The sequence below is a fragment of the Psychrobacter sp. 4Dc genome, from assembly GCF_002836715.1.
GTDB lineage: Bacteria > Pseudomonadota > Gammaproteobacteria > Pseudomonadales > Moraxellaceae > Psychrobacter.
Map to the genome: position 1 here is coordinate 1 of NZ_PJAT01000100.1, position 19552 is coordinate 19552.

A 19552-nucleotide genomic window follows, 5' to 3' on the forward strand; every position below is an offset into this window, starting at 1 on the left:
ATTACATTTGGAAAAACTCTACTATTTTCGAAAACTAAGGACAATCTTGCAGCAGAAAACTCTTCTGTAAATTTCCCTCTATTAGTCATTGCTTGATTACGGTAGTTTTTATCATTGATAAACCAAAAAAAGGGGGATTCATACAAGGCTTCAAATAAACTATAGCTTTGAAACAAAATATATTGATCTTCGTATATTTGTATTATTGGAAAGGCATTTTTTTGATTAAAGTCATCAAGAGCGCTGAAACTATAATTCTCATTACTAACAAATGACTCGATTATTTTTCTAACAGTAGCTATTTCAAAACTTGATTTTAATTTTAGTACGACTTCTTCAACCGAGAAAATATGAGCATCAAGATAAGTCCAATCTCCTGGATGCTTTTTGAGCATTTCAGGTAGAGCTTGATTCATCTTATCTAGTTGCAAGCTTCTAACTGCATTAACTACTTCAAATAACTCATCTATAGAATAGCCTTTGTTATTTATTATCCAATCTTCATCTGACTTATATTTTAGTCTTGATAAATCTCTATACTGGAAATCATAAGCTGACTCTCCGCCATAGAATATTGGCTCCCTAAGAAATACACCTTGTTGAAACGGATTAAAGTCCTGAACTAATTGATTTTTTTCATCTAGTTTAAACATGTCCTCTACAGCAGGGTTCATTGACTCATGAAGCTCATGAAGCAGACTTTCTGTTTTGTTAATATACTTCTCAATTTCATCATGATGAGGTACTGTCAAATCTAGCGCGCTTAGACATGCTAATCCAATTAAAGTAGATATCTCAGTTCTTAAAAGTCGATCATCTCCATACTGTTTTAATATATCTTCTTTACGAACCTCATCATTGACACTTATGACATTATCTCTAAAGCAAAAATATGCAATCGCATGTAAATAACCTTTGGAATTACATAGTTTAGCAAGGTCATCAAAAATTTCTGCTTCGCTTCTCATAATTTTATTATTCACCTTAATTCTCTCTTAATATACGATTACATTTAATGAGATGACATTAGCAGAAATTCAAACTACTGACTAAATTTAAATCAATTATAAAAAAAGCCACCTAATTAGGTAGCTTTTTTACACTTAACAATAGCTAAGGACCTACAACGCTTTCAACTCTTCCATCTGCGCCGTCATCGCCGTCAACTGCCCTTCTAGCTCAGCCAGTTTCGCTTTCTCAGCATCGACCACTTCCGCAGGCGCTTTACTGACAAAGCCTTCATTACCTAGCTTACGAGCGATACCGTCAGCTTGCTTCTGTAGTTTTTCATGCGCTTTGCCCAAACGTGCCAGCTCAGCCGTAGGATCGATTAGCCCTTTCATCGGTACGAGTACCCGTAGCTGACCGACCATACTTGATGACGATAGCGGCACGTCATCACCTTCTTTGACGATCTCTAAGCTCTCGACTTTGGCAAGCGCTTTGAACTGGTTTTTGATACGTGACAGACGCGCATCTTCGTCGCTAGAGACGTTTTGTAGTAGCACTGGCAGACGTACCGCGTTACCCAGTTTCATCTCACCACGGATGTTACGGACGCTCGCGATTAGCTCTTGTAGCCACGCCATATCCGCTTCAGTCTGCTCACTGATTTGGCTGGCATCAGTTTGTGGATAGTCAGCGACCACGATGCTATCGGTGTTTTTACGACCTAGTAGCGGTGCGATGGTCTGCCAGATTTGCTCAGTCAGATACGGCATGATTGGATGGGTGAAACGTAGCGCGGTCTCTAGTACGTGCAGTAGTACATAGCGGATTTGCGCTTTGCGCTCGTCAGATACTGAGTCATCATTTAGGCTGGCTTTGGCAAGCTCAACGTACCAATCACAGTACTCATTCCAGATAAACTCATAGATATCTTGGCTAACCATATCGAGACGGTACTGAGCAAAATGCTGATGAATATCTGTGATACTAGAGTTCAGACGGCTCATGATCCATTTTTCTGGTAATTCCCATACGTCGGGATTCGCCGCTTGATCGATAGGCTTGGCATTGCTGTCACCATCGACACAGTTCATGAGGACAAAACGACTAGCGTTCCAAATTTTATTACAGAAGTTACGATAGCCCTCGACACGCTTTAGATCAAAGTTAATATCGCGACCCGTACTGGCTAATGAGGTAAAGGTAAAGCGCAGTGCATCCGTACCATACGCTGGGATGCCTTCTGGAAACTCTTTACGCGTTTGCTTTTCGATTTTGGCCGCGTCTTTTGGATTCATCATATTGCTGGTGCGTTTTTCTACCAACGCTTCTAGCTCAATACCGTCGATTAGATCGATCGGATCTAAGACATTACCTTTCGATTTTGACATTTTTTGACCATTGCCATCACGTACCAGACCATGCACATAAACGGTCTTAAACGGTACTTGCGGCGTGCCATCTTCGTTTTTCACGAAGTGCATGGTCATCATGATCATGCGGGCCACCCAAAAGAAGATAATGTCAAAACCTGTCACCAACACGCTGGTTGGATGGAAGGTGTCCATCACGCGGGGATCGGCGTTGACGTCTGCCCAGTCAAGCGTACTGAACGTCCAGAGACCAGAGCTGAACCACGTATCAAGCACATCATCATCTTGGCGCAGTTTTACATCGTCGCTTAGATTGTATTTAGTGCGTACTTCCGCTTCGTCACGGGCGACATAGATTTCACCTGTCGCATCGTCATACCATGCAGGGATACGATGTCCCCACCAGAGTTGACGGCTGATGCACCAGTCTTGTAGATCGGTCATCCACGCCATATACATGTTTTTGTACTGCGCAGGGACGAACTCGATGCTGCCGTCTTCTACTGCGTCAATCGCAGGCTTGGCAAGCTCTTTGACCGCGACATACCACTGATCGGTCAACCACGGCTCAACGATTGTACCGCCACGCTCAGCACGCGGGGCTTTTAGTGCGTAGTCTTCGATATCTTCTAGCCAGCCCTGCTCGCCTGCTTGCTCTACAAGGAACTTACGAGCGGCAAAACGCTCAAGTCCTGCATACTCGCTCGGTGTAGTCTCTAGCTCTGGCTCACGCGTTTGCAAGTCAGGATAGACTTCCATCGCTGGTAGGATATTGGCGCGCTCATCAAGGATATTAATCAATGGCAAGCTATGGCGACGACCTAGCTCATAGTCATTAAAATCGTGCGCAGGCGTGATTTTCACACAGCCTGTACCAAAGTCTTTTTCGACATAGTCATCAGCAACGATAGGCACGACACGACCCGTGATTGGCAAGGTAATGGTTTTTCCGACTAGGTGTGCATAACGTTCATCGCTAGGGTTGACCGCGACAGCGGTATCACCAAGAAGCGTTTCAGGACGCGTAGTAGCAACGACCAGATAGTTTTTGCCATCTTGGGTGGTTAGGTCTGTATCGGTGAAATGATAGCGGAAATGCCACAGGCTGCCTTTTTCGTCGTGGTTTTCGACTTCTAGATCAGACAGTGCGGTTTGGAATTTTGGATCCCAGTTGACCAAACGCTTACCACGATAGATCAAACCATCATCAAACAGACGAACGAATACTTCCTTTACCGCGTTAGACAGACCATCATCCATGGTAAAGCGCTCACGCGACCAATCAACCGAGCTGCCCAAACGACGAATTTGGCTAGTGATATTGCCGCCTGACTCTTCTTTCCACTCCCATACTTTATCGATAAAGTCTGCACGCGTCATATCACGGCGCTTGATACCTTGCGCTTCCAGACGACGCTCAACAACCATCTGAGTGGCGATACCCGCATGATCCGTACCTGGTTGCCACAGCGTATTGTCACCATCCATACGGTGATAACGGGTGAGCGCATCCATAATAGCGTTGTTAAAACCGTGACCCATGTGTAGCGAGCCCGTGACGTTTGGCGGTGGTAGCGCAATAGAAAACGATTCGTCTTTGTCAAAAGTCGGCTGAAAATAGCCGCTTTCTTCCCAGCCTTGATACATACCTGCTTCGACTTCCGCAGGGTTATAGGCGCTCTCTAATTGGCTTAGCGCCGCTTGGATCGACTGGGTCAGATTGGTTTTCGCATTGCTATCAATGCTGGTATCGGTATTAGGATTGCTCATAATAGGGTGATCTTATTGTTGATAATGAATGTGGTCAAAATGAGATAGCGCAAAACGCTATAAAAACAGGAAAAATAGTTGATAGTGTGATTTTAACGCAGATAGGCAGATTTTGTTAGATGGTAAGACAATTTATAAAGCCTGAAGGCGATTTATTACTCAAATTGTTAATCAATTAACAACAGCAATCAGAAGAATGAGAAATATAATAGAGATTACTTATGCAGCAAAATCATTAGCCTATAACTAGCGAGCCAACCGTGTCCCAAGATACCGAGCATGACCATGATTCTCAGGCTAATCGACCAAACGATGAGCGTACAAATGCGAGTACCACTACTCCTGTGCCTGAAGATGGCGATACACCAAAAGAAAGCGGCAGCCCTTCTAAAGACATTGAGGTAGATAATGACGCAGACGACACTACAGACAGTCATGCAAACGAAACTTCAGATAGTGACGCAGACGAACCTATTAAAGCCACCGAAGACTTAGAAAACGATGACTTACCAGAAGAAATCAGCGACGAAGACAAAGAAACCATCAAAAAGGTTGCCAGTGATGACAATCTAAGCCAAGCGAAAAGCTACGCCAGTATCTTAGTCGAGCAAGTTATCCACGCAAAAGAAACCTTTGAGCGTTCACTTGGTTCGTTATTTACCAGTGCTTTTACGGCTGGGCTAGAGATTGGCATCAGCTTTTTTATGATTTTATCAGCGTTTGCCCTACTTAATGATGTGATACCAAGTCGCTATGCCATGGTGCTGTCGTCACTGCTGTATCCGATCGGCTTTATTATCGTAGTGATTGGTCAGTCGTTATTATTTACAGAGCAGACTTCCCTCTTGAGCCTGCCTGTCTTAAATAAAATTGAACCGCTGCACAAGCTCCTGCGGCTGTGGGGCATCGTCATCGCTGGTAATATCGTTGGCGGCTGTATCTTTGCGGCGTTAATGATTGGTCTAGGACTGCATATGCACCTGTTTACAGACCATGCTATCGATGTTTATGCCGAGCATATCTTAGGTTTTAAGTGGTGGGTTATTTTTGGTAGCGCCGTGCTGGCAGGTTGGATGATGGGTGTAGCCGCATGGCTAGTAACTTCTGCACGAGATACGCTCAGCCGTATCGTACTGGTAACGCTTATCACTGGTAGCATTGGATTTTTAGGCTTGCATCATAGTATCGTGGGTAATATCGAGGTATTTTCAGCGCTGCTGTATGGCAATACTGTCAGTCTCTGGCGCTACTTGGTATTTTTAGTCGTGGTCTTAGTGGGTAATACGGTCGGCGGCGTGGTATTCGTCGCGGTGCTTAAAAACCGTACGTTCTTATTTGAAATTGAAAAAGTGAAAGAGCAAGCCGCCGAGGCAAGAGCGAAAATGGACAGACGAAGATTCTAGACTTGAGCTAAAACTGGTTTGGGTTAAAACGAGCATTGAACCCAAAAGCCCATAACACGCTTCATTATAAAAAGCGGATTATAGGCTTATTTTATCGCATCATACATTGTTGATTTTTTGCCAAGTACGGCTCAACTAGCGCAACAATGCGTTACTACGGTTATCTTAAACCTCTTACATTCTACGGGCTGCCAATACGCTGTTTTCTATCTCGGTTCTTTTGACTTTATTGTGTTGGGCAGTAAATACTCTGACCATAATACCAGCGGTCAAGAACATGATTAGCGTATAAATGGCTGGCGTCATCGACATCTTATAGTTAGCCAATAGCGTCAGTGCCATAAACATTGAAAGCGTACTGTTTTGTAGGCCGACTTCCATAGTAATCGAGCGTCTTTGTGCAGGATTTAGACCGAACCATTTACTGGTGTAATAACCAAGCGCCATCGTCGATACGTTCAATATCAATGCCACAGGGCCAGTAGCAATTAACGCTTCAACGATAATATCTCGTTGCACATAGCTTAAGAAAAGTACCAAGAAGCTCAAAAATATCACGCCAAAACGAGACACCATCACCTGTCCCTTGTCTGCCGCGTTAGGCGCATAGCGTTTGATCAACATACCAATACTAACGGGTAAGATAGTCAGTGCAATTAAGCTAATCATGGTCTTGACCACTGGCAACTGAAACTCACTACCCGCACCCATAAAGTATACGAGCGAAAAACTGAGGACGATAGGAATAGTAAATACGGTAATGACACTGGCAATAGCGGTCATGGTGACCGAAAGTGCAACGTCACCTTTGGCTAAATAGGTAAATAGATTCGATGTCGTGCCACCAGGACACAGTACCAGCAACATAACCCCAACGGCATACTCTGGCTCGAGAGACATGGTGGTTGCCAAGGCAAAACCTACCAATGGTAAGAATATTAGCTGATTGGTCAAGCCTATGGCGACCGCTTTAGGGTATTTGACGACTCTCTTAAAATCATTGGTAACTAAGGACAGTCCCATTCCCATCATAATCAAAAAGATACTAATGGGAATGACTTTTGCATTTACAAACGTGACTAACTCAACACCTTCCATAACTACATCCTTGTAGATAGAGCCCTTACACGGGCAGGTTTATGACAACCTCGTCATGCTCAATCAGCCAATCCTGCTGATATCTTGGGTAAAAGCCACCGACGTTGTCAGCTCTTTATATGACACTTTTTCATATAGTCGTGTTTTTAAACCGACAATTTTTGATAAAACTGGTTACTACGAACCGAAATAATAACGGAACGGCAAAATTCAGTATATCGTTGTAAAAGTGTATGGTTTTGATTTTTCTGACTACTCGTCAGTCAATTATAGGTTTTTACACTTGAAAATAAACTAGAAATGATTTAAGCGGGGATTTTGTGATTTATAGCAGATATGGGTTTAATATGGTCAATACTGATAACCGCTGTACCGTAGGCGATGGCTTCGACCATACTGCCTAATTGGTTGACATTGGTTACCTCAAGACGTAACCCGTAGATATGCGTGTAGCCTTTGGCTTTTGCCTCAGTCCGCATACGAACGATGGCTTCGCGGCGTGCACGATCTAGTAAAGTCTCATAGGTGGTTAAGTTTTTGCCAAAGACGCTTAGTACGCGAGCGATGATCATTTTGAAGTAATCTTGAGCGATGACGACACTACCAAGCACAAGCTCGCCTTCACTACCCGCTGCTAACTTGGGACGGTATAAGCGTTCGCTTGAGACAGTGATATCGCCCAATGCTTGCTCTGCTACGCTTAGCTGTGCCAAATGCTGACGCTCATGGCGCGATCCAAAGAACCAGCCAGCCGCGAATAAGAAGACAAACGGCCCATAGTTGATGAGCACTTGCGTGAGTGAGTCATTCATAGCACGTTTCTCATCATAAAAAGCATCGGTGCTTTTAGCATTATAGGATTTGGTATTGTAGTTTTTAGTATTATAGGATTATAGGATTAACCAAAAGGGTTGAAACGCGGTAAATCATCGGGTGCGACTTGGGTTTGAGTACTCACATTTTGATTAGAATGGTTGTAACCATCGCTTGGCGGGTTTTGATACTGCTGCTGTGATATCGGCGCGACCTTGACCGCTGTACCATAAACAAACAGCTCTGAGGCACCTTGGGCGATGCTAGAAGTTGAAAAACGTAGACCGACCACCGCATCAGCACCTAATGCTTCTGCCTTGACAATCATGCGATCGATTGCCTCTTGGCGTGACTCTTCTAATAGCTCGGTATAAGCCGTCAGCTCACCGCCAACGATGTTTTTTAAGCCAGCGAACAGATCCTTACCTACGTGCTTTGAACGCACGGTACTACCGTACACCACGTCTAGGCGTTCAGTGATTTGATAATTAGGTAAGTGTTCAAGATTGGAGAGTTGCACAGTCATAGTATGACCTTATCGGTGACTTATAAAATATATAGTAAATCAAAGCGCTGCGATACAGCATAGACAAGACAGAAACAGCACTACTAATAGCGCTGTTTCTTAGCATTACTAATCGTTGGTATGGAATAATAAGAATAATTCAGTCAAATTACCTTCGATGCTATTGGCCATCTGTACCATTTTGTCTTCGTCTTTACGCATCTCAGACAGCTCTGGATCTTCATCATCGATACCGCTAAGTACGATCATTGGCAAGGTCAATACTGCGACGTCTTCTGCCGTTTCTTGATCTTCAAACCAGTCGCTTGCTTCATCACCATACATGGCATCGACAAAACCAATTGACCAAGCAACGATGTCTGACTCGTCAGAAAAATCAACCGCCACTTCTTCGTTACCAGCATCTTCACCAAACGGTAATTCGATCGGCGTCTCGTTTTTTAACTCAGCCATGATCGAATCGCGCCAGCGTTTGATACCGTCGATGACGTTGTCTGGAATCTCACTTACGTGACCTTCGAACAGGGCATCCATCCAGTTAGGCAATGGACGACCGATAACCGTCGCTGTCAAAAAACCATGCGCTGCGACACTATCTAGCACGAACTGGCTTTCTTGATTGTCCAAATAGTCTAGTAATTCATCAAAACTTAGTTGGTTACTCATAATTTGGTTTTCCTTAGCAGATAGATGTCATCAATCGCAGTGGGCGATCGGTTAAATAAAAGAGGACGAGTACTTATTTTAAGACTAAAGGCTGCTTAATTAATCAAACTCAAGCAACCTCTATCGGGTAAGTATTATCGAGATGAACTGGTTGCGATCAAGCCTAGAAAAGTAGCAAACAGCAGGCAACCAATTTGACTGGTAGAATAATTTTAGTCACTAATAAAATAGTCACTGCTGTAAAAGTAGCCACTAGAGCACTTTAGTCCACTGAAACGACTGATGCCGACAAATTAAAAATCGTCATCATCCCAATCGTCACCGTCTTCATCGAAGTTGTCTATGTCGTCTAGATCGTCTTTTAACTCTTTAGCCAAACGCTTTTCTTCTAGCAAATTATCGATTAGCCGACGTTTTTCAAGACTACTTAAACGTGTACGTACGCTCGTCTCAGCTTCTTCAACCATCTTTGCATCATCATCGTCGACAAAATCATCATCAAAATCGTCGTCAATATCAGCGTCACTCATGACAAACTCCTATCATTTTTAGGCAAGGGTATTAAGAATACATCAATATATATATGCCTTATAAAGTCTCTATTGAATGTTGTCAATCCTTTTTCGCAATATGGTACATTTCAACTCTACGATTAAGATAGTCCAGTAGGCTATATAACAGACAATTGTAATATAAATGACCAAATACAGTCGGCATTAAATGTGTAGCTCGTCCTCATCTTCAATCATCAGAACCGCGTTGCGCACATCAGCCAAACGCTGAATCAATGAGTCGTTAGCACCATCAAATATCGCACACTCACGCTCATAGACAGTGGTTGGGCGCATGATGTTATGTACTTGTACATGATTGCTAATTTGCTTGAGACCGGCATTTGGCAATAATATTAATAGCTGCTCTTTTTTGCCGATACTCTGGAGCAAATGGGTCATTGGCTCTGATTGCGCGTCATCACTCACGCCCGCTTTCGCTGGCAAAGCAAAACGCGACAGCTCAATATGCTTATCATGGATAATTTTGTTTAGCATTAAGTATAGCTTGGCAAGCATCACGCCTGCGAGTGCCACTTTTGCATGGCTATTATCAGCCTTTAGTACCACACTTGCGCCATTATCTTCGAAGTGCGCTTCATTCATCGCACTCACGCCCAGTAGCAATGGTTGTCTTAGTAGCTCAGTCACGGCTTGATTGAGTAGCTGGGTGCAGAGTGCTAGATACGGAAGACGCTGCGCAGGCGCAAGGCGTTCAAGCATATTGAACTCATCATGGAATACGACTTGGACTTTGACGCTATCAACAGACCGTGTGGCAGACAGTTTAGACGTATGGCTGGTAACTTGAGAAGCAACACCGTCTGTATCCGCTATTTCGCTACCTTCACTCGCACTCGCTAGATTGTCAGTATCGCTACCTGTCTCTTGGTTTTGCTGAGTTCTAAGGTACTCATTCACTTCATTATGCACATTAAACTTGCGGGTATTAGTCATTTCGTCATCTGCTGCGCTTGCAGTATTATCAGTCGCTACTTGACTGTCTGCTAAATGAGACGCTGATTGACCCATTAACTGGCGCTCAAGTTCACGGTCATAGCCGCGTTGATCGACTGGTCTATATTGGTCACGATATAACTCTTGAATATCTCGACTCAATGCATTGATTTGCTCTTTGGTCGGACGAGCGAGGTAACCATAAATCAACCAAAGCAGTAAATGTAGCAGCATGGTGCCGATGACGAACGGCCATTGCATGGCGATAATCTCGCCTTTGCTAACGTCCTTTAGGGTCAGTGCAACGCTACCGATGACTGCATCGCCATTGGTGGCGATTTGACGAATGGTGTCACCTTGTTGCATCGGCGCATTGCCTACTGGCACCAAGATATCATCGTTGTTGTCCTTAATCAGTATCCGTGTGACGTCTTGCTCGCTGGTATAGCGATTGGCAATAACGCTTAAGCTCACACGGTCTTTATTTTCTAAAGACAACCTTGCTTCATCAATCAGCTGGGCGACCATCTGCTCGCCTTTTAACGCACGACTATTGCTGAGCTGTTGGTCAGTACTAATGACCAATAACAACGTCTGCAAACAAAAACTAACCAGAAGAATAATGGCAAACAACCCTTGCCGCGGCGCTAAATACGTCATGATATGTTAAACTTTTTTGGAGAGAAGAAATTAAAAAACGAGGCTACTACTCATTTTTTGGCTAATTTTTAAACGATTGTGATGCGCGCCAATGGTAGTGCGCACATAGTGATAAAGCGGTACTGATTGTGAACGACTATCGATAGCACTATTACATTTAAGACAATGTTGCATCTAAAGCACTACTGCGCAAAATATCATTTGCGCATTGGGGCAGGTTCCGAACGATGACATTAATACCGTCAATATCGTTGCCAGCTTTGCTGTCTTTTGCCTTACTATATTTTGCGAAGGCGTCGTCAATAAGAAAGCACCGTCGATAAACAGCCAGATTATCTACTATATCACCATAATAAGCCTTATAGCATGAGCGCTTTATAAATTTATCATAATAACTTTCTTGCATTTTCTATGGCACCTTACGCCATAAAATCTGTTTTTTAGCATCATTGTTACTTTGCGCGTCATCTATAGGCGCTGCCCAGTAAAACTGTTATTATTCCTAATCTTATATGAGCATACAAGGGACAATTGAGCCATGCCAAAAAATACATCTTATTCGTTACCAAAAGACAGCAAAGCATGGCAACAAGCCGTTGATTCTATTGCGGCATTATTACCCGAAGATACCAATTTGCAAGACTTTGATGCGCTACAGTCGCTACCTGTTTTTGCGCTCATTGTAGTACTACCGACTCAGGTATCTGCATTAGATATTCATCAGTACGTTCAGTCATGGGTCAACGAACAGCCAAACTGGCATCTAGTGATCGTTGCTGAAGATACTGACGCTAGCTTCGTCAATATCACAGTATCTGATACAGAGCCTACAGCAGCAGACGCACAACGCCTACCCTTTACCCATACACAGGTCTATCGTTATTTGCTAGTACCAGTCACTGACACGCTGATGCACCCTGGCAAAAAAACCGCCGCAGCTCACATCATTGATGATCAGCTAACCACTCGCCTGCGTCATGACCTAACTGAAGAATACAACAATACGCGTAGTGCCGACAGCGCCGATAATTTAAACGTAGTGGACTGTCACATCCTATCTGTCGGTCATATGCTGCGGACACATAAGCTTGCCTGCTTTGATATGGACTCAACCTTGATCGAGCAAGAAGTCATCGTAGAGCTAGCAAAAACGGCTGGGATTGGTGAAGAAGTCGAAGCCATCACTGAAGCAGCAATGCGCGGTGAAATTGATTTTGATGAATCATTTGCTCAGCGTGTGGCTTTGCTAAAGGGCACTTCTACTGATGTGCTGGATGATATCTGTAGTCGTCTAACGTTATCGACTGGTGCACGCACGACGATCAGTGCGCTAAAAGCATTGGGTTATCATACGGTGCTAGTATCAGGCGGCTTTACTTATTTTGCCCGTTATATCGCTGAGCAGCTGGGTATCGATGAAGTACATGCCAACGCTCTAGATATCGAGGAAGGTGAAGTCACTGGTCATGTACAGTGGCCTATTGTCAATGGTGCCAAAAAAGCCGCTATCGTTGAGCATACTGCTGAGCGCTTAGGCATTGAGATGTCACAAGTGGTCTGTATCGGTGACGGTGCTAACGACTTACCGATGATGGCATTGGCCGATCTGGGTGTGGCCTATCATGCCAAACCAATCGTTCAAGCACGTGCTGATGCCGCTATCAACGTGACAGGACTTGAAGGTACTCTGTACGCTCTTGGCTATCCAGCCCTCGCTCCTACTGAGTAATCGCTAAGTATTCTAGATTATCCGCTAAGCTAGGTTAATGTTTTGTCATTAATCTGGCTTTTATGCTTTAGGGCGTGGCTTAAACAAGGAAAGTAGCGTAGATAGTATCGGTATATTAGCTAGCTATTTGACGATGTCTGACAAGATTTATCCATTTTTAGTTCAGTTAGATGCCTATTAAGTGAATGGAAGACACGCCCTAGTACGTTACGATAATTAATACAATCTTCTATTCATACTGATGTTTAGCTATCGCTCACTTTTAGATAATACTTATTTTTAAATAATAAAGGAATACCCATGACGGCACCACAATCTCCACGGCCAACTCAGCCGTCAGCGCCACTAGAGCAAGATACGGTACCTGTACGTACCGATAGTCCAAAGCAGCTGGTAGGTATTTATGTCAGAGGAATGGCCATGGGAGCAGCTGATATCGTGCCCGGCGTCTCTGGCGGCACTATTGCGCTGATTGCAGGGATTTACGAGCGCTTGATTAACGCACTTGGTAGTATCGGCCCCAATCTTTGGACGATATTTCGTCAAGAAGGTGGCGTCAAAGGATTCGCTGCGATTTGGCGACAAGTAGACGCGACATTTCTATTATGCTTGCTACTGGGTATTGCCACTAGCTTTGCGACCTTAGCCGGTATCATTAAGCATTTATTGGACAATCAACCATTGCTTATTTGGTCGTTCTTTTTTGGACTGGTCGTCGCAACGGTGTTTATCTTACTTAGTGAGATTAAGCGATGGAATATAGGACGTGTCGCACTGTTTGCGACTGGGCTTATTGCCGCCGTAGTTATCAGTAGTATGCCGTTACTCACGACCACGCCTAGCTTACCGTATCTATTTTTTGCAGGGGCAATTGCTATTTGTGCCATGATCCTACCAGGGATATCAGGGTCTTTTATTTTACTATTGCTAGGCGCTTACGATGCGGTATTAGAAGCAGTCGATACGATGAATCTAAGTGCTATTTTCACAGTCATTGCGGGCATGGCGACTGGGCTACTGCTATTCACGCGCGCACTTAAGTGGCTACTCTCACATTATTATCAGGCTACCTTGGCATTGCTGACAGGCTTTATTGCAGGCTCTCTAATAAAAGTCTGGCCATGGAAAGTAGATGCGCTAGGCTCACTAAATACTGAAGCTGTCCATAATGTCATGCCATGGCAATACCCTACTGGCGCACAGTGGTCAACGACAGTAGGACTTATGCTACTCGGTGCTATCTTAGTTTCGCTATTATCTTGGTGGGGTAATCGTACCAATCGAATCTAAGTATTCAACGAACTGTCAATCCTGTTTGCTAGTTTGGCTTGGTTTGCTAGCTAATAAATGTCTTCCTAGACTAGAAAAACCATTTCCATATTACTCAAAATAAGCGCCACTTCTTACGGCGCTTAGCCTAACATCTAGCCATCAAATATCGCAAAACAAGCCAAAAAACCAAACGTCAACGGTTGTCGCAAAGTCGCCTGTACCCTCTTCAGCTTTACTCAATAACCTCTCATAATAGTCTTATTGGAATTCACCTTATGAATAGCGAGATGAATGATGTTAATGACTATATTTTCTTTTATCGGTGTAGAGGCATGGAGCGGCGCGGTATGGCTTGGTTATGGACTGCTAGCCAGTTTAGTAGTTGTGCTTGCTTTGTCGTCATATCGTTGGCTACTGCTATATTTGTTTGGCGGGATGGCCTATTGGTTCACCGTTGAGTTGATTCAAAATATATTAGCCGGTCGCCCTATGTTGATGGAGCTATCATCATGGCATCGCTATATCATCGCTATGAGCATCAGTTGGTTACCGTTGGCAGCTTGGGTACTGTATCGGGCATTGCGCTATGATGACGTAAGTCAGTCAGTTAGCCAGCAACGTGAGCTAGAAGCCGCACGCTATATCGAACACACTCCCGTCTATGATGATAACTATCAGCCACGTTTCCGTTAAAACCGTCCTATTTATACCTCTACTTGTCTATATCAATACCTTACTTACGTCAGTGACATCGAATGTTACAAGATACTTAACGCTCTCTACTTAACTCCTAAAGAGTTGACGCCCTGTGATAGTTTATAATCCAGTTATATATTTGTCATAAAAACTGGTATAAAGTACGCTTTATTTTTATGCCTCATTTCTTTAGGAGTTCTGCTATGTTTACTGTTCCTGTGTTAGATATCAAATCTGATCCATTAGATGCTTTATTGGCTGTTGTTGGCTATCGTTTGTCTATGTTAGCTGATAGCGATAACGAAGATGTCAAAGCGTTATTCGCTGATCGCCAAGTTACGATTGAATTTGCTAGTACTGAGTCTGATATCGCCCGTTCTTTTAGCTTTGATAATGGACAGTTTAGTCAACAAAGCGGTCATGCAAAAGAAGCCGATTTGACCATCACTTTTAAAGACTCTATGACCGGCGTGAGACTGCTAACCAAAGGTAGCTTGCCTGCCTTTATGACTGCTGTACAAGAAGGTAACTTGAGCATCGAAGGCGACTATAGCCTAATGATGTGGTTCAACAAACTTGCTAAGCATATCGTCCCAGCCATCCCAGAAGAGTGCAAACCATATATCCAAAAAGCCAAACCTTACGCTTATAAAGCCCAGAAACTTGCTGAGCATTGGGTTGGTATTGCTAAGCACAAACTTGGTAAATAAAAAGAATGGTGCACTGAGCGGTAGTCATTGGTAGAATGGATGATATAGAAATAAATAGCCAAACGTATAGTTACTATTTATGTGCGCTACTGTAACAATTATACATACTGTCTAGCAGTGTTCTGATTTTCTAAAAAGGTTGCGGTATACTATACGGCAACCTTTTTTGTTACCTTATAAATGACAATAGATAAAAACATTGGTTTTATTTAATACCCTCTCATTCTTATAAAAGGACTTACCTTATGGCAGGATTGCTTAGCATCTCCGAACCTGACGCCACCCAGCCAACTGATCTAGCCACTCAGCCAGATACGACCAACAGTGATTTTTTGGCCAATCTAGCCACAGACGCGACTCAAACTGATAGTAAAGTAGCTACGACATATAGCCGCGAAGAAATCGCGCAACTGTTTGATTTACCTTTAATGGACTTGCTGTTACAAGCACAAACCATCCATAGAAAGCATTTCACTGCCAATGAAGTACAGATCAGCACGCTACTCTCTATCAAAACGGGCAACTGCCCTGAAGATTGCGGCTATTGCTCACAGTCTGGTCATCATCGCGACACTACCAAACTACAAGCAGAAAAGCGCATAGAAGTTGACAAAGTCATCGCTGCGGCCAAACGTGCCAAAAACAGTGGCTCATCACGCTTCTGCATGGGTGCCGCGTGGAAACATCCAAGTGCCAAAGACATGCCTTATGTGGTTGAGCTGATCAAAGAAGTAAAAGCACTGGGACTTGAGACTTGCATGACACTCGGCATGCTCGATACCAATCAAGCAACACAGTTGGCCGATGCAGGGTTGGATTATTACAACCATAACCTAGATACTTCACGCAGCTACTATGAGCAAGTCGTTAGCACGCGTAGCTATGATGAGCGTTTAGACACGATAGAAAACGTGCGTAACTCTGGCATTAATGTCTGTAGTGGTAATATCGTTGGTATGGGCGAAAGCCGTGACGACCGCATCGATTGGGTACTTGAGCTGCTAAAAATGCCAAAAGCGCCTGAGTCAATTCCAGTCAACTTACTGGTGCCTATTGCAGGTACACCGATTGGGGACAAAGTACTGGCCGAAGGTCAGCTGTCTGTACTTGAATGGATTCGTACTATTGCGGTCGCCCGTATTTGCTGCCCGACTAGCTACGTGCGTCTATCTGCTGGCCGCGAAAGTCTGTCAGACTCTGAGCAGGCATTAGCCTTTATGGCAGGGGCTAACTCATTCTTTTATGGTGACAAGCTTCTTACCACCGGTAATGCAAGTCAATCAGGCGACGACAGACTCATGCGTGAGCTTGGCCTTACCAAACAGTTTGCCGCACCAAGAGCGCCTAAAATACTGCCTGTGATGGATGCGATGAATGGTCATCAAACACAAGTTGTATTGGCAGATTAAGCCCACGCTAAAAAATACAAGCTAAGCAAGAGAAACTATGATGGCAGATTATTTTAACTGGATTAAAGCGGCGCACATTATCTCGATGGTCTGCTGGTTTGCGGCGATATTCTATTTGCCGCGCCTGTTTGTCTATCATGCGATGAGTGACGATAGCATCAGCCATGAGCGCTTTGCCATTATGGAGCGCAAGCTATATCGCGGCATCATGACCCCATCGATGATAGCAACATGGATTTTTGGTCTATGGATGTTAGGACTGGGCTGGGATGTCTATAAAACCCAAGGTTGGCTACACGTCAAATTGCTATTAGTAGTGCTGCTATCAGGCTATCATGGTGCTTGCGGCTTTTATCGTAAAAATCTAATTGATAATCCACACTATAAAACGCATAAATTCTGGCGCTGGTTTAATGAAGTGCCTGTCTTCGCCTTAGTAATTATCGTCATTCTAGTCGTGGTAAAACCGTTTTAGGTTCAGAAAAACCATTTAACCTGTAAAACAAAAGCGTCCGTAACTTCAATGAGTTGCGGACGCTTTTTTATTCAATTATAGAACAGATTGTCAAACTGGAAACATCAAACATCAAACATCAAATACTAAACACTAGGGCGCATAATTTGATAAACATTGCTTAAGTCATAAACGCGATAACGAGCTGGTTCACGGCGATTTTCGCCAGCATAGCTCAGTATCAATGCTTGCTTGGCACGCTCATCGACCCAACCGACAAACAGTCCACTATGCTCGACGCCATTGTAACCATGATTGATATAATAGAGCCAATCGCCTGCTTCAATCTCGCTGCTACTAGCATAGGGCCCTTGCGCATAAGTGCCTTTGTGTATGGTATTACGCGATACCCCTGCCCGATTAAATACCGCATTTAAATAGTCCCAGCAGCCACCTTGAATAATCGTGCGCTCATTAAGTGCCATTTTGCGGGCGGTACTGACCACCTGACGTGCTGCCATACTACTCTGCGTCTCGGCATTGCTCAATAGTGGTAGATACTCGCTATCGACATTGTCATAGTTGCCTGACAAAAACGTTGGTAAGACTGTAGGTGCTGAACGCTGTACCTCAGGATAACGATAGGATGTATTCATCGTTGGTTGAATAGATTTTTGGGCGATAAGCATACTCATACTATCTGCATGGGCTTGCCCTACCATGCTGCAGGTAAATAGTAAAAAACCGCACGACGTGGTGACTGACGGTATAGACAAACGCAGCATGACTAACTCCTTGTCAACTAGATCCCAATGACAGTATCAATAATAAGAAGGATAAATTTTATAATCCTACTTATAAACCATTTGCGCACAAATCTGCAAGCACTATTCGCTTGCGTCAGGTGATAGACGGTATAAATATACTGATAGATGACGATATTGGAGAGGCACGTCGAGTGAAATTTAAAATGACACTTGAGTTAGAAGTTTAGATAATACGAAGATAATAGCTATGCTTTAGTACAATATGAAATGGAGAAATGATACTAGTTACTCTTCATTTTAATATTTACATGGCGTTTCGTTAGCGCTTGCCCTTCTAGGATAGCCTTCGCAGCTTTTGCTTCTTGAGCACTCTCAAAGCCAGTAATACGATATTTGCGAACGTCACTGCTATCGACAATCTGTAATTGCTCGCCAATCAGCGTTATCTTATCGCCATCCGTTAAATGAATATGTTCACGCTTACCTAGATTGTCATGGACCAACTCGCCAGCCCTTACCCACAATGTACCGCTGCTAATCATACCGCTCATGGCTTTCTTATGCTGTTGGCGCTTTTTATTAAAAATAAAGCTACCAATGATAAGCAATGCAAGCGCACCGATAGCTAGACGCTCAGGCAATAAGCTCATCGCCATGGCGACTGCGACGGCCCCTACCAATAATGCAGAACCAAACCAAAACATGCCATTATCAGCAGCATTTGATTGCCCTTGTAAGGTGATTTTGGCGCCATCATCAGTCAGCTTGAGCATGTGTTGTTACCTATTACGTAATGTACGAATATTTTCTATTAAAAAACTGCCTATTAGCAGCTAACAGGCAGTTATTGACACTAAAAACAAAGACAGCGTGTTGTATCTAAACGCTAGTCTACCAACCAAGCGCCGTCTGTTGCATTTTAATCAATTCGGCAATGCCTTTTTCAGCTAATGACAGCATAGCATCTGCTTGAGCACGAGTGAACGGCTTTTCTTCAGCAGTGCCTTGTAGCTCAATGTACTCGCCTTTTTGGGTCATCACGACGTTCAAGTCGGTATCGCAGCTAGAGTCTTCTTCGTAGTTCAAATCTAGATACGCCTCGCCATCTTTCATACCAACAGAAACCGCAGCAACCAATCCGATTAGCGGATCTGCTTTGAGTTTCTTGGCTTTTTGGATACTCTCTAGCGCATCGATAAGCGCAATCGCAGCACCAGTGATACTAGCCGTACGAGTACCACCATCCGCTTGCAACACATCGCAATCTAGATAGATGGTGTTTTCACCAAGTTTACTCAGATCAATCATGGCACGTAAGCTACGACCGATCAAACGTTGAATCTCTTGCGTACGACCTGACTGCTTACCGCGAGCCGCTTCACGCTGATTACGCGTGTTGGTCGCACGTGGCAACATACCATACTCAGCTGTGATCCAACCTTTGCCTTTACCCTTGAGCCAGCGCGGCACACCAGATTCTACACTGGCAGTACATAGTACCTTGGTATCGCCAAAACTTACCAGTACTGACCCTTCAGCATGCTTCGTATAATGGCGCTCAAAGCTGATCGAGCGAAGTTGGTCAAGCTCACGATTGTCAATACGCATAAAAATTCCTAGTACAATGTTATAAAAGCAGTGTCATAAAAATACCTATCAGTTGTCAGTAAACACATTGATAGATATGTAGTCGACTAAAATCTTAAGATATCCTAACGTGACAACGGCGCAATAGCAAGATTCGCTCCTG

General features: G+C 43.8%; 18 protein-coding genes and 1 pseudogene. 7 read left to right on the forward strand and 12 right to left on the reverse strand.

Features of this window, described 5'->3' with window-relative positions; translation table 11 throughout:
* Together CXF61_RS08360 and CXF61_RS08365 are read right to left on the reverse strand one after the other, a co-directional pair.
* Nucleotides 1-983, reverse strand: a pseudogene (locus CXF61_RS08360) (hypothetical protein); the annotation flags it as partial.
* 138 nt (nucleotides 984-1121) lie between these two features.
* Complete coding sequence (locus CXF61_RS08365) at nucleotides 1122-4091, reverse strand: valine--tRNA ligase (protein WP_165597879.1); 2970 nt, start codon at nucleotides 4089-4091, stop codon at nucleotides 1122-1124.
* Between the two features lie 260 nt (nucleotides 4092-4351).
* Between CXF61_RS08365 and CXF61_RS08370 the strand changes: the two genes are divergently transcribed.
* Entirely contained in the window at nucleotides 4352-5494 is a 1143-nt protein-coding gene (locus CXF61_RS08370; RefSeq protein ID WP_227526635.1) for a formate/nitrite transporter family protein, read from the forward strand.
* A gap of 174 nt (nucleotides 5495-5668) precedes the next feature.
* Here the strand turns inward: CXF61_RS08370 and CXF61_RS08375 are convergent, their stop codons facing one another.
* From CXF61_RS08375 to CXF61_RS08405, 7 genes are all read right to left on the reverse strand, one after another.
* Nucleotides 5669-6592 (reverse strand): bile acid:sodium symporter family protein, encoded by a 924-nt coding sequence (locus CXF61_RS08375; RefSeq protein ID WP_165597880.1) that lies wholly within the window; start codon nucleotides 6590-6592, stop codon nucleotides 5669-5671.
* A gap of 305 nt (nucleotides 6593-6897) precedes the next feature.
* Nucleotides 6898-7404, reverse strand: coding sequence for a YbjQ family protein (locus CXF61_RS08380; RefSeq protein ID WP_165597881.1), 507 nt, complete (start codon nucleotides 7402-7404; stop codon nucleotides 6898-6900).
* Nucleotides 7405-7490: 86 nt separating this feature from the next.
* Nucleotides 7491-7931, reverse strand: coding sequence for a YbjQ family protein (locus CXF61_RS08385; protein WP_227526636.1), 441 nt, complete (start codon nucleotides 7929-7931; stop codon nucleotides 7491-7493).
* A gap of 108 nt (nucleotides 7932-8039) precedes the next feature.
* Complete coding sequence (locus tag CXF61_RS08390) at nucleotides 8040-8597, reverse strand: UPF0149 family protein (protein ID WP_101206057.1); 558 nt, start codon at nucleotides 8595-8597, stop codon at nucleotides 8040-8042.
* 293 nt (nucleotides 8598-8890) lie between these two features.
* Nucleotides 8891-9127: a PA3496 family putative envelope integrity protein gene (locus CXF61_RS08395; protein ID WP_057761656.1), complete on the reverse strand. Its 237-nt coding sequence runs from the start codon at nucleotides 9125-9127 to the stop codon at nucleotides 8891-8893.
* Nucleotides 9128-9313: 186 nt separating this feature from the next.
* Entirely contained in the window at nucleotides 9314-10765 is a 1452-nt protein-coding gene (locus tag CXF61_RS08400) for a hypothetical protein (RefSeq protein WP_165597882.1), read from the reverse strand.
* Nucleotides 10766-10922: 157 nt separating this feature from the next.
* Nucleotides 10923-11171 (reverse strand): hypothetical protein, encoded by a 249-nt coding sequence (locus tag CXF61_RS08405; protein WP_165597883.1) that lies wholly within the window; start codon nucleotides 11169-11171, stop codon nucleotides 10923-10925.
* A gap of 132 nt (nucleotides 11172-11303) precedes the next feature.
* Between CXF61_RS08405 and serB the strand changes: the two genes are divergently transcribed.
* The 6 genes from serB to hemJ all read left to right on the forward strand — a co-directional run bounded on the left by serB (nucleotide 11304) and on the right by hemJ (nucleotide 17056).
* Nucleotides 11304-12494, forward strand: a complete 1191-nt coding sequence (gene serB, locus CXF61_RS08410) for a phosphoserine phosphatase SerB (RefSeq protein ID WP_165597884.1) — start codon at nucleotides 11304-11306, stop codon at nucleotides 12492-12494.
* Between the two features lie 300 nt (nucleotides 12495-12794).
* Nucleotides 12795-13784 (forward strand): DUF368 domain-containing protein, encoded by a 990-nt coding sequence (locus tag CXF61_RS08415; RefSeq protein WP_165597885.1) that lies wholly within the window; start codon nucleotides 12795-12797, stop codon nucleotides 13782-13784.
* A gap of 282 nt (nucleotides 13785-14066) precedes the next feature.
* The gene (aciT, locus tag CXF61_RS08420; RefSeq protein WP_227526637.1) at nucleotides 14067-14459 is read left to right on the forward strand and encodes an AciT family ciprofloxacin tolerance protein; all 393 of its coding nucleotides are present in this window, start codon (nucleotides 14067-14069) and stop codon (nucleotides 14457-14459) included.
* Between the two features lie 206 nt (nucleotides 14460-14665).
* On the forward strand, nucleotides 14666-15172 hold the full coding sequence (locus CXF61_RS08425) for an SCP2 sterol-binding domain-containing protein (protein ID WP_165597886.1): 507 nt from the start codon (nucleotides 14666-14668) through the stop codon (nucleotides 15170-15172).
* A 245-nt stretch (nucleotides 15173-15417) separates the two neighbouring features.
* A complete protein-coding gene (gene bioB / locus CXF61_RS08430; protein ID WP_165597887.1) occupies nucleotides 15418-16581 on the forward strand; it encodes a biotin synthase BioB in 1164 nt (387 codons plus the stop codon).
* Between the two features lie 40 nt (nucleotides 16582-16621).
* Nucleotides 16622-17056, forward strand: coding sequence for a protoporphyrinogen oxidase HemJ (gene hemJ / locus CXF61_RS08435; RefSeq protein ID WP_165597898.1), 435 nt, complete (start codon nucleotides 16622-16624; stop codon nucleotides 17054-17056).
* Between the two features lie 125 nt (nucleotides 17057-17181).
* On the opposite strand, the gene CXF61_RS08440 is transcribed toward hemJ, so the two are convergent.
* The 3 genes from CXF61_RS08440 to rph form a co-directional block, all read right to left on the reverse strand.
* Nucleotides 17182-17820, reverse strand: coding sequence for a hypothetical protein (locus tag CXF61_RS08440; protein ID WP_165597888.1), 639 nt, complete (start codon nucleotides 17818-17820; stop codon nucleotides 17182-17184).
* Nucleotides 17821-18083: 263 nt separating this feature from the next.
* Nucleotides 18084-18575, reverse strand: coding sequence for a hypothetical protein (locus CXF61_RS08445; protein ID WP_160023504.1), 492 nt, complete (start codon nucleotides 18573-18575; stop codon nucleotides 18084-18086).
* Nucleotides 18576-18693: 118 nt separating this feature from the next.
* Complete coding sequence (gene rph / locus CXF61_RS08450; protein ID WP_057761673.1) at nucleotides 18694-19410, reverse strand: ribonuclease PH; 717 nt, start codon at nucleotides 19408-19410, stop codon at nucleotides 18694-18696.
* Between the last annotated feature and the right edge of the window lie 142 nt (nucleotides 19411-19552).

Excerpts from the sequence above, each read along its gene's own strand:
- CXF61_RS08445 (WP_160023504.1), bottom strand. The coding sequence starts at position 18,575 with ATGCTCAAGCTGACTGATGATGGCGCCAAAATCACCTTACAAGGGCAA.
- CXF61_RS08415 (WP_165597885.1), top strand. The coding sequence starts at position 12,795 with ATGACGGCACCACAATCTCCACGGCCAACTCAGCCGTCAGCGCCACTA.
- CXF61_RS08395 (WP_057761656.1), bottom strand. The coding sequence starts at position 9,127 with ATGAGTGACGCTGATATTGACGACGATTTTGATGATGATTTTGTCGAC.
- aciT (WP_227526637.1), top strand. The coding sequence starts at position 14,067 with ATGACTATATTTTCTTTTATCGGTGTAGAGGCATGGAGCGGCGCGGTA.
- serB (WP_165597884.1), top strand. The coding sequence starts at position 11,304 with ATGCCAAAAAATACATCTTATTCGTTACCAAAAGACAGCAAAGCATGG.
- CXF61_RS08440 (WP_165597888.1), bottom strand. The coding sequence starts at position 17,820 with ATGCTGCGTTTGTCTATACCGTCAGTCACCACGTCGTGCGGTTTTTTA.
- CXF61_RS08390 (WP_101206057.1), bottom strand. The coding sequence starts at position 8,597 with ATGAGTAACCAACTAAGTTTTGATGAATTACTAGACTATTTGGACAAT.
- CXF61_RS08400 (WP_165597882.1), bottom strand. The coding sequence starts at position 10,765 with ATGACGTATTTAGCGCCGCGGCAAGGGTTGTTTGCCATTATTCTTCTG.
- CXF61_RS08365 (WP_165597879.1), bottom strand. The coding sequence starts at position 4,091 with ATGAGCAATCCTAATACCGATACCAGCATTGATAGCAATGCGAAAACC.
- bioB (WP_165597887.1), top strand. The coding sequence starts at position 15,418 with ATGGCAGGATTGCTTAGCATCTCCGAACCTGACGCCACCCAGCCAACT.
- CXF61_RS08380 (WP_165597881.1), bottom strand. The coding sequence starts at position 7,404 with ATGAATGACTCACTCACGCAAGTGCTCATCAACTATGGGCCGTTTGTC.
- rph (WP_057761673.1), bottom strand. The coding sequence starts at position 19,410 with ATGCGTATTGACAATCGTGAGCTTGACCAACTTCGCTCGATCAGCTTT.
- CXF61_RS08405 (WP_165597883.1), bottom strand. The coding sequence starts at position 11,171 with ATGCAAGAAAGTTATTATGATAAATTTATAAAGCGCTCATGCTATAAG.
- CXF61_RS08375 (WP_165597880.1), bottom strand. The coding sequence starts at position 6,592 with ATGGAAGGTGTTGAGTTAGTCACGTTTGTAAATGCAAAAGTCATTCCC.
- hemJ (WP_165597898.1), top strand. The coding sequence starts at position 16,622 with ATGGCAGATTATTTTAACTGGATTAAAGCGGCGCACATTATCTCGATG.
- CXF61_RS08385 (WP_227526636.1), bottom strand. The coding sequence starts at position 7,931 with ATGACTGTGCAACTCTCCAATCTTGAACACTTACCTAATTATCAAATC.
- CXF61_RS08425 (WP_165597886.1), top strand. The coding sequence starts at position 14,666 with ATGTTTACTGTTCCTGTGTTAGATATCAAATCTGATCCATTAGATGCT.